The organism is Sphaerimonospora mesophila (assembly GCF_001417795.1).
In the GTDB taxonomy this organism is placed as follows: Bacteria; Actinomycetota; Actinomycetes; order Streptosporangiales; family Streptosporangiaceae; genus Sphaerimonospora; species Sphaerimonospora mesophila.
Genome location: NZ_BCBX01000033.1, coordinates 331,163 through 345,017, shown reverse-complemented (window position 1 = coordinate 345,017; position 13,855 = coordinate 331,163). Strand labels below are relative to the sequence as shown.

The following is a 13,855-nucleotide window of genomic DNA, read 5'->3' as shown; positions in this document are numbered from 1 at the left end:
CCGCAGCTCGGCCGGGGCTTCGGCCAGTGCCGTCGCATACTGTGAGAACCCCGCCTCGTCCCGGTCGAGTCGCGCGTCCAGCGCCGCCGACAGCAGCCCGGTGACGATCTCCTCGGGCGACGGCCGGGGCTGCCATCGGGGAAAGCCGAAGGCATCGCCGCCCGGACCGCCCCGGCCCTGCTGCCTGCGCCCGCGCTCCTTCTCCTTGGCCCTGCGCCGCTCCCGGTTCGCCTTGCCCATCCGGCTTTCTCCTCGCGATCGCGCAAAATGGGCAACCTCCGCCGGGAAGACCGCATCGAAGCCTCAAGGGCGTACGGCAGTGCCCGCAGACGGGGGACCCTCGGTCACGACGTGATTCTTTCAGTCCCCGCACCCCCGGTGAGGACGTTATCCACAGGCCTGAGCCGTACGCGGGATCATCCGGCGGCGCGGGCCAGCGCCTCCTCGGCCGCCGGTAGGGCACTGGCCCGGTCGGCGGCGCTGAGACCGATGCGGGTCCGCCGGTCGAGCAGGTCGTCGACGTCGAGCGCGCCCTCGTGGCGTACGGCGAACAGCAGGTCGGCCATGGTCGTGTCGACGCCCGGCGCGATCGGTTCGAGCAGCGTCCGATCTCCTCCGGCCCCGGCCACCACGTCGACGGCCTCGGTTCCATACCTGCCGATCATCGCGGGCGGGGCCTGGACGGCCGCCAGGGCGGCCCGGCTCGCCGCGCCGACCAGCGGCAGCGCCCGGGTGCGCACCGGACCGGCCCGCATCCGCCGCCCCCGCGCCCTGGCCGCCGCGAGGGCCGCGTCCACCGCGTCCTGCGCCATCCGCCGATAGGTGGTGAGCTTGCCGCCCACCACGGTTACCATGCCGTCCCCGCCCGTGAGCACCACGTGCTCGCGGGACAGGTCGGCCGTACGCGCCCCACCCCTGTCGAGCAGCGGCCGCAGGCCGGAGAACGTCCCCACCACGTCGGCGCGGGTGAGGGGGACGCGCAGCGCCGAGTTGATGGTGTCCAGCAGGAAGTCGATCTCGCCCTCGCTCGCCGTCGGCACGTCGGGGATCTCGCCCGAGACCTCCTCGTCGGTGAGGCCGACGTAGACCCGCCCGCCCGCCGCCGGGAGCGCGAACACGAACCGGCTGCTCTCCCCCGGTATGGGAACGGTGAGCGCGGCGGTCAGCCCGTTCATGCCGTTCAGCCCGCCGAAGGACCTCTGGGAGAAGACCAGATGGGTGCCCCGGCTGGGCCGCATGGCGACACCGTCGGCCAGCGTGCCGGCCCACACCCCGGTCGCGTTGACGACCGCCGCGGCGTCCAGCTCGAACGTCGCGCCGGTCAGCTCGTCACGCAGCAGCGCGCCCTGACCGCCGGCCTCGACCGCCGAGCACCGCGTGAGCACCCGGGCGCCGTGACCGGCCGCCGTCCTGGCCAGCGCCACCACCAGGCGTACGTCGTCGACGAGCTGGCCGTCCCAGAAGACCAGGCCGCCCCGCAGGCCGGCCTCCCGCACGGTCGGCGCGTATCCGCGAACCTCCGCCCGCGACAGGCGGCGCGAACGCGGCAGGGTGTGCCGCGAGGTGCCGGCGGCGGCGCGCAGGAGATCTCCGGCCAGGTATCCCGCGCGGATCATCGCCGCGCCCTTGGCGTCCAGGGACGGCAGGAGCGGGAAGACGTTGGGCAGCGCCCGGATCAGATGCGGCGCGGTGCGCTCGATGAGGATGCCGCGCTCGACCGCGCTCTCATAGGCCACCGACACCTGACCCGTGGCCAGATAGCGGAGCCCGCCGTGGACCAGCTTCGAACTCCACCGGCTGGTGCCGAAGGCGAGGTCATGCTTCTCGACGAGCACGACGGACAGGCCGCGAGAGGCGGCGTCCAGCGCGACCCCGGTCCCGGTCACGCCCCCTCCGATGACCAGGAGGTCGACCCGCGGCGCACCGCTGAGATGATCGAGGTCACGCGCACGGCGTCGGGCGTTCAGCGAGGTGGGTTCTGTGCCGTCGGTCACGTCGGCCAGATTAGTGCTTCCCGAATCGGGCGCCCCGTCCACTCGGCGCCCGTCCGGGCTTCCGGCCCGATCCGCCCGTGCCTAAGCTGGGCCTCGTCTCCCTGGCGGTGGCCTTCCCTGTCGAGAGTTGCGAGATCTCCCTTGGCTGAAACCGAACTGCCCGTCGTCGGCTTCCATCCGTATCTGTGGGGGGATCCCGCTCATCACAGCGGCCTGCCTCCCGCGATCCACGCGGCGCTGTCGGGCCTGGGCGTGACCGCGCCCTCCCGGCCCGCCGTCCCGCCCGACGCCGTGCCGCTCCCGCCGGTCGCGCTCTCCGAGCAGGCACGCGCCGCGCTGGCGACCGAGGTCGGCGCCGAGCACGTCGACTCAGGTCACGACGCGCGTCTCGCGCACACCCGTGGCTGGTCGACTCCGGATCTGCTCCGGCTGCGGGCCGGCGACGCGGCCGACGCTCCGGACGCCGTGGTGTTCCCCGGTTCGCACGACGAGGTGGTCGCGGTGCTCCGGGTCTGCGCAGAGCATCGGATCGCGGTGGTCCCCTACTCAGGCGGCACCTCGGTGGTCGGCGGTCTCGCCCCGGCTCGGGCCGGGTTCGCCGGGGTCGTCACACTCGACCTGCGCCGCCTGGACGCGCTCGTGGAGGTCGATCCCGTCTCCCGCACCGCCGTACTGCAGGCCGGGCTGCGCGGGCCGCAGGCCGAGCGGCTGCTGCGCGAGCAGGGGTTCACCCTCGGCCACTTCCCTCAGTCGTACGAGGGCGCGAGCATCGGCGGCTACGCCGCGGCACGCTCGGCCGGGCAGTCCTCCGCCGGATACGGCCGCTTCGACGAGATGGTCGTCGGCCTGGTCCTGGCCACCCCGAGGGGCACCGTCGAGCTCGGCACCGCGCCGAAGTCCGCCGCCGGTCCCGATCTGCGCCAGCTCGTCCTCGGCTCGGAGGGCGTGCTCGGCGTCATCACCTCGGTGCGGGTCCGCGTACGGCCCGTGCCCGGTGAGCGGGTCTTCGAGGGGTGGCGCTTCCCGTCGTTCGAGGCGGGCGCGGCCGCGCTGCGCCGGCTCGCTCAGGACGGCCCGCTGCCGACCGTGCTGCGGCTGTCGGACGAGTTGGAGACCGCGGTCAACCTCGCCGACCCCGCCGCCGCCCTTGGGAGCGGCCCCGGCGGCTGCCTCGCCATCACCGGTTATGAGGGCGATCCGGCCGAGGTGGCGGCCCGGCGTGCGGCCGCCACCGAGGTGCTCCTGGCCGCGGGCGGCACACCCCTCGGGGCCGGGCCCGGCGAGTCCTGGCGCGCGGGCCGCTTCCGCGCGCCATACCTGCGCGACCCGATCCTCGCGGCGGGCGGCCTGGTCGAGACGCTGGAGACGGCGGCGTTCTGGTCCGGCCTGCACCGGCTGCGCGCAGCGGTGACCGAGGCGCTGACCACCGAGCTGACCGGCCGGGGGACGCCGCCCGTGGTGCTCTGCCACATCTCACACGTGTACGAGACCGGCGCGTCGCTGTACTTCACCGTGGTCTGCGCCCAGGCAGCCGACCCCCTCGCCCAGTGGGCGGCCGCCAAGACCGCCGCGAACCTGGCGATCCGCTCGTGCGGGGCGGCCATCACCCACCACCACGGTGTCGGCACCGATCACCGGGCCGCCTACGCGGAGGAGATCGGCCCGCTGGCCGTGGAGGCGCTGAACGCGGTCAAGCAGGTCCTGGATCCCGCCGGGATCCTCAACCCCGGAGTGCTGCTCCCCCCTGCCGGAGGCTGACCATGCGTTCCTTCACGGCCCTGCTCAACCCCATCTCCGGGCGGCGCGCGAGCCGTACGCTCTGGGAGCCGCTCGCGGCGCTGCTCACCGAGGCCGGCGCCGTCGTCACCACCGAGGAGACCCGAAGCCGGACGCACGCGATCGACCTCGCCGCCGAGGCGGCCGGGCGCGGCGACGTCGTGGTGGCCGTCGGCGGCGACGGGCTGGTCAGGGACGTGGCCACCGGGGTGGTCCCGGCCGGCGGCACGATGGCGATCCTGCCCGCGGGCCGGGGCAACGACCTCGCCCGCACCCTCGGCCTCCCCGCCGATCTGCCCGACCGCGGCCATACCGCGCTACCCGGGCTGGCCCGGCTGCTCCTGGACGGTCCCCCCAGGAGCATCGACGTGCTCGAAGTGAACGGCGTGATCGTGCCGGGGAACGTCTATGCCGGTGTGGACTCGCGCGCCAACCAGATCATCAACCGCCATCGGCGGCTGCCCGCGCTGCTGCTCTACCGGCTCTCCGGCGCGCTGGCCATCGCGACCTGGCGCGCGCCGACCTTCACGGTCACCGTCGACGGCCTCCAGCGGCGGGTCCGGGCCGACACCGTCGTGATCGCGAACTCCGGCGCGTACGGCCACGGCCTGCGGATCGTGCCGGTGGCCGCCCTCGACGACGGCCGGCTCGACGTGATGGTGGTGCGCGCCGGCATGCCGAAGCTCTCGATCGGCAGGTTCATGGCCGAGGCGCAGAAGGGCACCCACATCCATCGGCCCGAGGTCGAGCTGTCCACCGCCACGGCCGTCACCATCGACACCGACCGGCCCGTGCCGCTGTACGCCGACGGAGACGAGGTCGTGACACCGTTCCCGGCGACCGTACGCCTGCTCCCCGGCGCGCTGAACCTCATCGCGCCTCACTGAACCCGTACACGGCCGGCCGCGAGCACATCGAGTCCGCTTTTGGCGACTTGTCCCATATCTATTGTTTTGCTTGCGCCAGAATCGGGGCTCCATTGAAAGGGCGATTCCGGCGTTAGACGGAAAGATTGTCCAATCTATGGCCGGGCACCGGTTGTCAATGGATAATCGACCAACAGAGCTTGGATGATTCGTTCTGTCGAGGAGCGGCGATGAGTCCGGGAACGAAGCGGGGTATCGCAGCGGCAGGCACGGTCGTCATCGCCGCCCTCGTGAACATCGCGACGGGAGTGCTCACCGAGCGCTGGGCGATGGCGTGGTTCGCCTTCACCGCGGTCTTGGTGACAGTCGGCGGGGCGCTCCAGGCCTGGCTGTCGATCGGCGGCACGGGGAGGGCGTCCCAGCACGTCCGGGATGCGCATGTCAGCGGCCGGCTCAGGCAGAAGATGGGAACTTCCGGCGAGCAGACCGTGACGAACTCCGAGATAGGGGCCGATCTGATCCAAGAGCAGGGTTGAATCTTGACGAACGAGCCGGAGCCGCGGGAGCCGCGGCAGGCGGTGACGAACAACGACATCGGCGGTGACGTCTATCAGGCCGAGGGTCCTATGATCATCGGTGCCGGAATACACGTACACCTTCCAGATCGGAAACCCGGTTTCCTCTCACGCCGCACCGTACTGTTCGGAATCGGCGCGGCAGCGATTTCGTCCGGCGTCGTCATCGTGTACCGCATGGTGAATTCCGAAAACCGGGCAGAATCCGGCAGTCACCCCAGGAGCGACTCCATTCCGTTGGATCCCAGGGTTCTGACCGGTCACACGGGTGCGGTGAACTCGGTGGCCTTCAGCCCGGACGGCAGGACACTCGCCAGCGCCGGCGCCGACCGTGTCATCCGGCTGTGGGACATCGCGAGCAGGAAGACCAGGGCGACCCTCACCGGCCACAGCGCGGCCGTCATGTCCGTGGCGTTCAGCCCCGACTGGAAGACTCTCGCCAGCGGCAGCGCCGACCACACCATCCGGCTCTGGGACATGGCGAGCGGAACCACCAGAACAGTCCTCACCGGACATTCCGGCTCTGTCAACTCCGTGGCCTTCTCCCCCGACGGGGGTTCCCTCGCCAGCGGCAGCACGGATCGGACCAGCAGGTTGTGGAACACGGTGAGCGGAAAGAGCACCGCGACCCTGCGGAAACGCCCGGCCGCGGTCAATTTCGTGATCTTCGGACCTGATGGCTCGATGCTGATGACCGCGTATGCCGACAACACCGTGGGCTTCTGGCAGACCGCGAAAACCCACGAGGACCCCAGTCTGCTGACGATCAGCGACATCAGCTCGGTCAACGGTCTGGCGATCTCATCGAACCTCATAGCGATCGGCGCCACCCCCGGTTACGTACGCCTGTGGAACGGTGAGGAGAACGTCGATCCGCCGCTGCACACCACCAGCCCGGTCAACACGCTCGCGTTCCACCGGGACGGCAGAAGGTTGGCCGTCGGCACCAGCAGCGGAAGCGTACTCCTGTGGGACACGAAGGAGCATTCGGTCATCGGCTTCCCGTACACCGGGCATCGCGGCGCCGTCACCTCGGTGGCGTTCAGTCCGGACGGGGAGCATCTCGCCAGCGGCGGCACCGACCGCACCGTCCGCATCTGGAAGATCTGACGGTCGGACGGGTGATCGCACGGCGTGCCGTCGCCTCACCCGACGCGGATCACGTGAACGTTCGGAAAGTCCGTGGGCACCCCGTCCCGGAAATCACATCGGGACGGCCCCCGTCCGGATGCCCATTCGGGCCGGACGGGCGAAACGGAGCCGACTACGGGGGACGGATCCCCCCATTAACGGCATCAGCGCGCCCATGAACGGAACCATGGACACGCTGGTCGTACCGCGGTGCGCCGCCAGGGACTCGAACCCCGGACCCGCTGATTAAGAGTCAGCTGCTCTGACCAACTGAGCTAGCGGCGCGGAACTCCTAGAGAGTATCGCACCGGCCAGATCACTCAAAATCGGATCCGCGGGCGTTCCGGGCCCGATCCGGTCACGACATTCGGCGGAGGATGCGGGCCGCCGTACGCGCCAGCAACTCGATCTGGTCGTCCGTCAGCTCGGCGTCGTCCTGTGACCGGATCCAGCGCGCGATCCGGCGTGGATAGGCGACGGTCAGTCCCTCACCGGTGATCGTGCCGCCCCATCCCCAGATCCCGTCACCCCCCACGATCTTGCCGCTGTGCACGGCGAGCACGGGCGAGATCCTGACGTCGATGCCGGTCTCCCGGCTCAGCAGCGTCGCCATCGACGAGGCGGCGTTGATCAGGCCCTTGGCTGCGGAGGTGCCGAACTTCTCGTCGAAGAACAGGCGCTCGCCGTACCGCGCGATGATGGTGTCCGGCGCCCAGGCCTCGTTGTCCACGATCCACAGGCCGCCCGGGCCGATGACGAGGTGGTCGATCGACGCCTCGCCCGGTACGGCCCGGCCGTCCATGACGCGGTAGCCGTACTTGCGCAGGCCTCTGCGCAGCAGCCGGCCGGTCCGCACCTCGCCCCGGCGCTTGCCCCGCCACACGGCCGTGCGCTCGTACGACCGCCAGGCGATGAGGAAGTCGGTGAGGGCGGCGGCGGCCGCGAGCACCAGTCCGGTGGTGAACGCGGCGAGCCCGAACCTGACGGCCAGCAGGTTCCCCACGACGAACCCGCCCACGGCGATGGCGGCACGGACGCGCAGCCTGTTCTTGCGCCCGGCATACCAGAAGGTGACATAGAGGTTCTGCGGTGAGGCACCGGTGAACTTCTCGTCTTGCGGGACATAGATCGACCCACTGGGCACGCGAACTCCCCACACTCGTCGCTGCTGCTCTCTTCGGGAATACCCGATCGGGAATCCCAGCCCTCCTAAGGTGAGGGAACTGGCGCATTTCCGCCAGTCCGAATCGACCCGACCGACCAGTCGGTATGCTTGTTCGCGACATGCGAGGGAGGACCGGATGGCGCGCGGCGCGGCGACCGAGGAGCCGGTACGGCAGCGCCTGCTGACCGAGGCGACCCGGCTGTTCGCCGAGCGCGGCTTCGAGAGCACGTCGGTGCAGGAGATCGTGGCGGCGGCCGGAGTGACCAAGGGCGCCATGTACCACTATTTCGCTTCGAAGGACGACCTGCTGCACGAGATCTACGGACGCGTGCTGCGCATGCAGATGGAGCGGCTGACGACGTTCGCCGACGCATCGGGTCCGATCGCCGAGCGGCTGCACGCGGCGGCGCGGGACGTCGTCATGACCACGGTGGACAACCTCGACGACTCCAAGGTCTTCTTCCGGTCGATGCATCAGCTTTCCCCCGAGGTCTACAAGATCGTCAGGGCCGACCGCCGCCGCTATCACGAGCGCTTCCGCGACCTGGTGATCGAGGGCCAGCGTGGCGGGGTGTTCCGCGGCGACGTCCCGGCCGAGATGGTGGTCGACTTCTTCTTCGGCGCGGTCCACCACCTCGGCACCTGGTATCACCCCGGCGGCCCGCTGACCGGCCCCGAGATCGGCCGCCACTTCGCCGACCTGCTGCTCAGGTCCCTCGCGCCGGTGGGCTGACGGACCCGTCGGAGATCCCGTCGTCGGCCCGCGTACCTCTCGGCCGAAGTGGTCTTCGGTGATCACCGCCAAGTGGCCATCGGCCGATGCCGTACGCGCCGGATAACGTCGGCGCATGACTGCCAAGATGCCGGAACCCGTTGTCCTCGAAGGCCGGTCCGTACAGCTCACGCCGCTCACCCTCGACCACGTGCCCGACCTGTTCACGGTGGGCCGTGACGAGGAGGTGTGGCGGTGGCGGCCCTCCACGACCCCGGCGTCCGAGGAGGACATGCGGCGTCACGTCGCCGCGCTGCTGGCCCGGCCGGACACCACCCAGTTCGCGGTCGTCTTCAAGGAGACCGGGCGGGTCATCGGCTCCACCGGATACTGGGACGTGTACGGCGTCGACGAGAGCGTGGAGATCGGCTCGACGTGGTACGGCACGGCCTACTGGCGGACCGCGGTGAACACCGAGTGCAAGATCCTGCTGCTCGACCACGCCTTCGGCGCGATGGGCTTCACCCGCGTCGTCTTCAAGACCGACATCCGCAACCTCCGCTCGCAGGCCGCCATCGAGCGGATCGGGGGCGTACGCGAGGGCGTGCTCAGACGGCAGCTCCGCCGGAGCGACGGCACCTGGCGCGACAGCCCCTACTACTCCATCCTCGACGACGAATGGCCGTCCCATCGGGCCCGCCTCAGCGCCCGCCCGGCCTCTGTCAGTCCCTGAGAAAGAGGCCAAGGAGTTCCCCGAAGGCCGCACGCAGGTCATCGAGGGAGGGCGTTCCCCCCGCCCCGACCACCGCGTCGAACAGCAGACCCTCCGCATAGGCGACCAGCTGCCTGCCCTGCCGTACGGGATCGGGCGAGCCCGCCGCCGTGAGCAGGGCGGTGACCGGCTCTCGGTAACGGCGGCCCAGCTCGTCGTAGACCTTGCGCAACTCGGGCCGCCGATTCGCCTCCATCGCGAGTTCGTACCTCGCGATCGTCGTCTCCCGCTGCTCGGTCATCGCCGTGTGCAGTGCCCGCGCCACCAGGGCGGCCAGATCGGCGGCCTTCCCGCGCTTCCCGGGCGCGACGGCGGCCAGCGCGGCGGAGAAGGCGGCCTCCTGGCGTTCGACCAGGCGGGACAGCGCGAGTTCGAGCAGCGCCGCACGGGTGCGCGCGTGGTTGGAGGTCGAGCCCGGCGGCAGAGCGGCCGCCTCGTCGACCGCCCGATGCGTCAGGCCGCGTGTGCCCCGCTCGGCCAGGATCGCGATGGCCGTGTCCGCGATGAGGGCCGCCCGCTGACTGAACACCGTCCCATCCTAGAAGGACACTACGGCCGTAGTATGCTCTACTACATGTGTAGTGAAGGAGGGTGTGATGTCGCACGCCGTGGTGATCGGAGCGGGCATCGGCGGGTTGACGGCCGCCGTCGCCCTGGCGCAGGAGGGCTGGACGGTGACCGTTCTGGAGCAGGCGGCCTCGATCGAGCCCGTCGGCTCCGGGCTGGCCATCGCCCCGAACGCGCTGCGGGCGCTCGACATGATCGGGATCGGCGACGAGGTCAGGAGGCTGTCCGCGATCCAGGGTGAGGGCGGCATCCGCCGTCCGGACGGCCGGTGGCTGACCCGCACCGACACCGACGCCATGACGGCACGCTACGGCGACCCGATCGTGCTGCTCCCGCGTGCGACGCTCGTCGACCTGCTGGCCGTACGGCTGCCGCCGGGCGCGCTGCACCTGAACCGCCGGGTCGAGTCGGTCGACCCGGCGGCGGGCCGGGTCGTGACTGCCGACGGGACCCTCGACGCCGACCTCGTCGTGGCCGCCGACGGCATCCGCTCCGCGACCAGGTCCACGCTGTTCCCGGGACATCCGGAGCCGCGCTACACGGGCGTGACGAGTTGGCGGATCGTCGTCCCGGCCGACCGGGGGTCGGACCCGCCGCAGGCCTGCGAGACGTGGGGCGACGGCACCCTCTTCGGCGTGATGCCGATGGCCGGCGGCCTGGTGTACTGCTACGCCACAGCGGCGGCGCCGCCGGGCGCGCGCGCCTCCGACGAGAAGGACGAGCTGATCAGGCTTTTCGGGGACTGGCGCGCCCCCATCCCCGCGCTGCTCGCCGCCGCCGATCCCGCGGCCGTGCTCCGCCATGACATCTACAGCCTCGACAGGCCGCTTCCCGCCTTCCACCGGGGACGGGCCGCCCTGCTGGGCGACGCGGCGCATCCGATGACGCCGAACCTCGGTCAGGGCGCCTGCCAGGCCATCGAGGACGCCGTCGTGCTGGCCCGTCAGGCGGGCGCGGCGGTGGAAGCGGGCGAGGCCGTCGACCTGGCCGCCTACAGCCGGGCACGGGTGGCGCGGACCACGCGGATCGTCCGCCGGTCGCGGGCGATCGGCCGCCTCACTGGTTGGCGCAGCAGACCGGCCGTGGCCCTACGCGACACGCTGCTGCTGGCGATGGGCGCCCTCGGCACGAACGCCGCCTTCCGCCAGGCCGACGCGATCTTCCACTGGCCCGGTTGAGCCGGTTTCCGTGCTCCGGTGACCCAGCGGAGGGAGCGGAGCGGGAGGGAGCGAGGACCGGGGTTTCCGCCCGGCGCGGCTCCCGGCCCCGGTCACCTGGTCGGCGTGGGCTGCGCGCCGGGCGGCGGGTCGGTCCGGTGCAGCACCACATACCCCTCGCGATCGAAGACGACCTCGTAACCCATCGCCTTCAACTCCTCCACCCGCTCCCGCTGCCGGTCCACCGACCCCCACGGGTAGGCGCCCCTGGCCGTGTCCGCCACGATCCATTGGGCGACGGGCGGCCGGTCGTTCCACAGCAGCACGGTCGTCCGGGCCGACAGGTGCGGCCCCACGTGGTTGACCGCCTCGACGGCCACCCCGCTGGGCACCATTTCGACCGCCTGTCCTGCGGCGACCACGTCCGGATGAGTCTCGTAGAACTCGGGCCTGATCAGCTGGTCGAACGGGAAGCGCGGCACGAGCGTGAGCGCGACCACGCACACCCCGGCCGCCCAGGCCAGGGCGCCGGCGCGGGGATCGGGCCACGCTCTGCGGGCCCATCGCAGCAGCCGCGCCGTACCGTCGACGCCGGCGCACAGCAGGACGGCCACCGTGAAGGCGCTGTGGTGGAAGTCGACGCCCCACCAGATGGCGCGGTCGGAGAGCATCCGTTCCAGGATCTGCGGCAGCGCCATCAGCGTCAGCGGTGAGAACAGACAGGTCAGCAGCGCCGGCCAGAGCAGGAGCGCCCATGTGTCGATCTTCACCTGGGGGCTGACGAGCATCTTCAGCACGCGCAGCGGATCGCTCAGGGCCGTGGCCAGCACCTCGGGCACGTCCTTGCCCAGTTCGTCGTAGGCCCAGTAGAGCCCGGGATCGCCGCCGACCGCCGGGATCAGGACCCCCCGGGCGAGTCCTGTGTAGAGGATGCCGAGCCCGAGGTAGCCGAGCCCGTCGAGCCGCCGTCCGCGCGTCACCAGCAGGCAGCAGCCGAACCCGGCGACCATGAGCCCGGCGTCCTCCTTCACCAGCAGGAAGGCGACGGCCGCCACCGCCGCGGCGACACGCCTGCCCGCGTGGAAGCGTTCGATGACCAGGGCGGTGAGCACGGGTACGAACGCGACCTCGTGGAAGTCGAAGTTGACCGACTGCGCAACGGGCCAGGACAGGGCGTACGCGACGGCGACGAAGTAGGCGGGCGCCGTGCCGAGCACACGCCGGGTGAACACCCAGATCGGCGGGATGGCCAGCGCGAACAGCACGGCCTGGGCGACGATCAGCGTCTCGGGTCCGTCGTGCAGCCAGTAGAACGGGGCGAGCACCGCGAGGATCGGCGAGAAGTGCTCGCCGAGTTGGACGAAGTCCACCCCGACCCCGAGGTCCACCCCGCGCAGCGGGCTGGTCGGCGCGCCGAGCGTGGCGAACCCGCGGATCGTCTGGTCGAAGAGGGTGAGGTCGAGGCTGGTCGCCCGGTACAGGTAGAAGCGGACGAGCCCGAGCAGCGTGTAGACCCCGGTCGCCGCCACGGTGATCGTGGTCACCCCGACGACGTGCCGATCCAGCCGCCGCCTCGTCTTCGCCGTCGTCGGCGCGAAGCCGTCCCGCTCGGTGGACTCGTCCTGCTCGGTGGATCCGTCCGGTTCGGTGGGCTCGTCCGGCTCCGGCGTCGAAGGCTCGGCGGGTGCCGAGGGCGCCGTACGGACCTGTCCGGCCTGGCGATCGCCTCGGTCCCGCCGGATCGACCGCGGCTGCTCCGTCACGGGTCTCCCCCAGTCACAAGGTGCCCAGTCGCAAGGGGCCCCGGTCCCGTCGCTCCTCCCGGCGCCTCGCGAGTCCTCAGGCGCGGCCCGCGCCCAGCACGTCGCCCACCGCGCCCTCGACGGGAGGGCCGGCGGGCGCCGACGGCTCGCCGGACCGGCGTGGAGCGGCAGCGGCGCGATCGGGGGTCAGGCGGCCCAGCGTGATCGTACCGCCGATCAGCACACCGGCGGCCAGCAGTGCGGGGATCACGTTGCCCGCTCCGGTCGGCAGGGACTCCCCCAGCAGTACGGCTCCCGCGGTCACCGACGTGATGGGATCGATCACCTGGACGCCGGCGTAGGCGATGCCGAAGTAGCCCACGGCGTACGACTTCTGCAGCAGCACGACGGCGCAGACGAGCAGCGCCGGGACCACCAGCGTGAACCAGTGCAGCAGACGGCTCAGATCCCCGTTGAGCCCGCCCCCGACGACCCGGACGAACGTGGAGACGGTCCCGGTGACCGAGCCGGCGCCGATCGCCATGAACAGCGCCTTCAGCGGGCCGCGCACCCATCGGGCCGCCAGGAACGTGACGGCGACCACCAGTCCGATGCACCCGATCAGCCCGAGGGCGGCGGCGTCCGACAGCACGGGGATCGAGTTGTGCGCGGGGACCAGCAGCATCAGGCCGAGCAGACCGGCGGCCACCGCGATCGAACCGACGATCTCGGCCCGCCGGGGCCGCCTGCCGTACATCAGCGCGGCGAACGGCACCGCGAAGACGAGCGTCGTGACGCTCACCGGCTGTACGGCGACGAGCGGCGCCAGGCTCAGCGCCACGGCGTGCAGGCAGGCCCCGGCGAAGCCGATGAAGCCGCCGATCCACCAGCGTCGCCGCTTCATCAGCGTGAGCGTGGCACCGTCTCTGACGGCCTCGAACTGCTGTATGGCGGCGCCCAGCGCGTATCCCAGCGCCCCGACGAGGGCGATCGCCACTCCCACCCAGATCATGGGTGCCGGCCGGTTTCCGCGGAAGAAGTCACCGACCAAGCTTAGGTCTCCCGTGGAGCGGGCCGACGCCATGAGAGATCGAGAACGCTCGGGGCCGAGGCGGCGCGCCGGGAGCAGAGGTGCGAGAGATGTCCTCAGGAGTCGGGGTGAGGACGCCCACGTGCGCCGTCCCGAGGTGCTCGGAACGGCGCACGTTCCGGACTCAGTCCGTGCCGGTGGCCAGCTCGAGCTGGATGACCTTGTCGTTCTCCAACACCCAGCTCGCCGACAGCCCACCCTCCTTCACCAGAGCGTCACCCCCGGACTTGAGCACCCCGATGCGGTTCCCGGCCAGCGCGAGCTGGATGACGTTGTCGTTCTGCGAGACCCAGCTCGCCGACAGGCCG

Annotated in this window: 13 protein-coding genes, 1 tRNA gene and 1 pseudogene; 7 read left to right on the top strand and 8 right to left on the bottom strand. The window is 71.4% G+C overall.

What is annotated here, in order from left to right:
* A pseudogene (locus AP234_RS37180) lies at positions 1 to 240 on the bottom strand (hypothetical protein); the annotation flags it as partial.
* A 176-nt stretch (positions 241 to 416) separates the two neighbouring features.
* Positions 417 to 1,994 (bottom strand): glycerol-3-phosphate dehydrogenase/oxidase, encoded by a 1,578-nt coding sequence (locus AP234_RS11540; RefSeq protein WP_055479574.1) that lies wholly within the window; start codon positions 1,992 to 1,994, stop codon positions 417 to 419.
* Between the two features lie 141 nt (positions 1,995 to 2,135).
* Here AP234_RS11540 and AP234_RS11535 point away from each other — a divergent pair, with 141 nt between their 5' ends.
* From AP234_RS11535 to AP234_RS11520, 4 genes are all read left to right on the top strand, one after another.
* The gene (locus tag AP234_RS11535) at positions 2,136 to 3,752 is read left to right on the top strand and encodes an FAD-binding oxidoreductase (RefSeq protein WP_055479573.1); all 1,617 of its coding nucleotides are present in this window, start codon (positions 2,136 to 2,138) and stop codon (positions 3,750 to 3,752) included.
* Positions 3,753 to 3,754: 2 nt separating this feature from the next.
* On the top strand, positions 3,755 to 4,657 hold the full coding sequence (locus AP234_RS11530; protein ID WP_055479572.1) for a diacylglycerol/lipid kinase family protein: 903 nt from the start codon (positions 3,755 to 3,757) through the stop codon (positions 4,655 to 4,657).
* Positions 4,658 to 4,866: 209 nt separating this feature from the next.
* On the top strand, positions 4,867 to 5,172 hold the full coding sequence (locus AP234_RS11525; RefSeq protein WP_055479571.1) for a hypothetical protein: 306 nt from the start codon (positions 4,867 to 4,869) through the stop codon (positions 5,170 to 5,172).
* Between the two features lie 276 nt (positions 5,173 to 5,448).
* On the top strand, positions 5,449 to 6,321 hold the full coding sequence (locus AP234_RS11520) for a WD40 repeat domain-containing protein (protein WP_160330417.1): 873 nt from the start codon (positions 5,449 to 5,451) through the stop codon (positions 6,319 to 6,321).
* Between the two features lie 232 nt (positions 6,322 to 6,553).
* Here the strand turns inward: AP234_RS11520 and AP234_RS11515 are convergent.
* Together AP234_RS11515 and AP234_RS11510 are read right to left on the bottom strand one after the other, a co-directional pair.
* A tRNA-Lys gene (locus AP234_RS11515) sits at positions 6,554 to 6,627 on the bottom strand.
* Between the two features lie 73 nt (positions 6,628 to 6,700).
* A complete protein-coding gene (locus AP234_RS11510; protein ID WP_055479569.1) occupies positions 6,701 to 7,486 on the bottom strand; it encodes a nuclease-related domain-containing protein in 786 nt (261 codons plus the stop codon).
* Between the two features lie 157 nt (positions 7,487 to 7,643).
* Here AP234_RS11510 and AP234_RS11505 point away from each other — a divergent pair, with 157 nt between their 5' ends.
* Both AP234_RS11505 and AP234_RS11500 read left to right on the top strand, forming a co-directional pair.
* Positions 7,644 to 8,240 carry a TetR/AcrR family transcriptional regulator gene (locus tag AP234_RS11505; RefSeq protein WP_055479568.1) on the top strand — a complete coding sequence of 199 codons (597 nt, stop codon included), beginning with the start codon at positions 7,644 to 7,646 and terminating at the stop codon, positions 8,238 to 8,240.
* Positions 8,241 to 8,355: 115 nt separating this feature from the next.
* Positions 8,356 to 8,952 (top strand): GNAT family N-acetyltransferase, encoded by a 597-nt coding sequence (locus AP234_RS11500; RefSeq protein WP_055479567.1) that lies wholly within the window; start codon positions 8,356 to 8,358, stop codon positions 8,950 to 8,952.
* On the opposite strand, the gene AP234_RS11495 is transcribed toward AP234_RS11500, so the two are convergent.
* The gene (locus AP234_RS11495) at positions 8,942 to 9,520 is read right to left on the bottom strand and encodes a TetR/AcrR family transcriptional regulator (protein ID WP_055479566.1); all 579 of its coding nucleotides are present in this window, start codon (positions 9,518 to 9,520) and stop codon (positions 8,942 to 8,944) included. The genes AP234_RS11500 and AP234_RS11495 overlap by 11 nt on opposite strands.
* 67 nt (positions 9,521 to 9,587) lie before the next feature.
* Here AP234_RS11495 and AP234_RS11490 point away from each other — a divergent pair, with 67 nt between their 5' ends.
* The gene (locus AP234_RS11490; RefSeq protein WP_055479565.1) at positions 9,588 to 10,736 is read left to right on the top strand and encodes an FAD-dependent monooxygenase; all 1,149 of its coding nucleotides are present in this window, start codon (positions 9,588 to 9,590) and stop codon (positions 10,734 to 10,736) included.
* Positions 10,737 to 10,828: 92 nt separating this feature from the next.
* Here the strand turns inward: AP234_RS11490 and AP234_RS11485 are convergent, their stop codons facing one another.
* The 3 genes from AP234_RS11485 to AP234_RS37175 all read right to left on the bottom strand — a co-directional run.
* Positions 10,829 to 12,478: a DUF2079 domain-containing protein gene (locus AP234_RS11485; RefSeq protein WP_235558114.1), complete on the bottom strand. Its 1,650-nt coding sequence runs from the start codon at positions 12,476 to 12,478 to the stop codon at positions 10,829 to 10,831.
* 76 nt (positions 12,479 to 12,554) lie between these two features.
* Positions 12,555 to 13,469: a DMT family transporter gene (locus AP234_RS11480; protein WP_200926432.1), complete on the bottom strand. Its 915-nt coding sequence runs from the start codon at positions 13,467 to 13,469 to the stop codon at positions 12,555 to 12,557.
* 202 nt (positions 13,470 to 13,671) lie between these two features.
* Positions 13,672 to 13,855, bottom strand: a 184-nt coding sequence (locus AP234_RS37175) for a hypothetical protein (RefSeq protein WP_200926430.1), incomplete at its 5' end; no start/stop codon positions are given.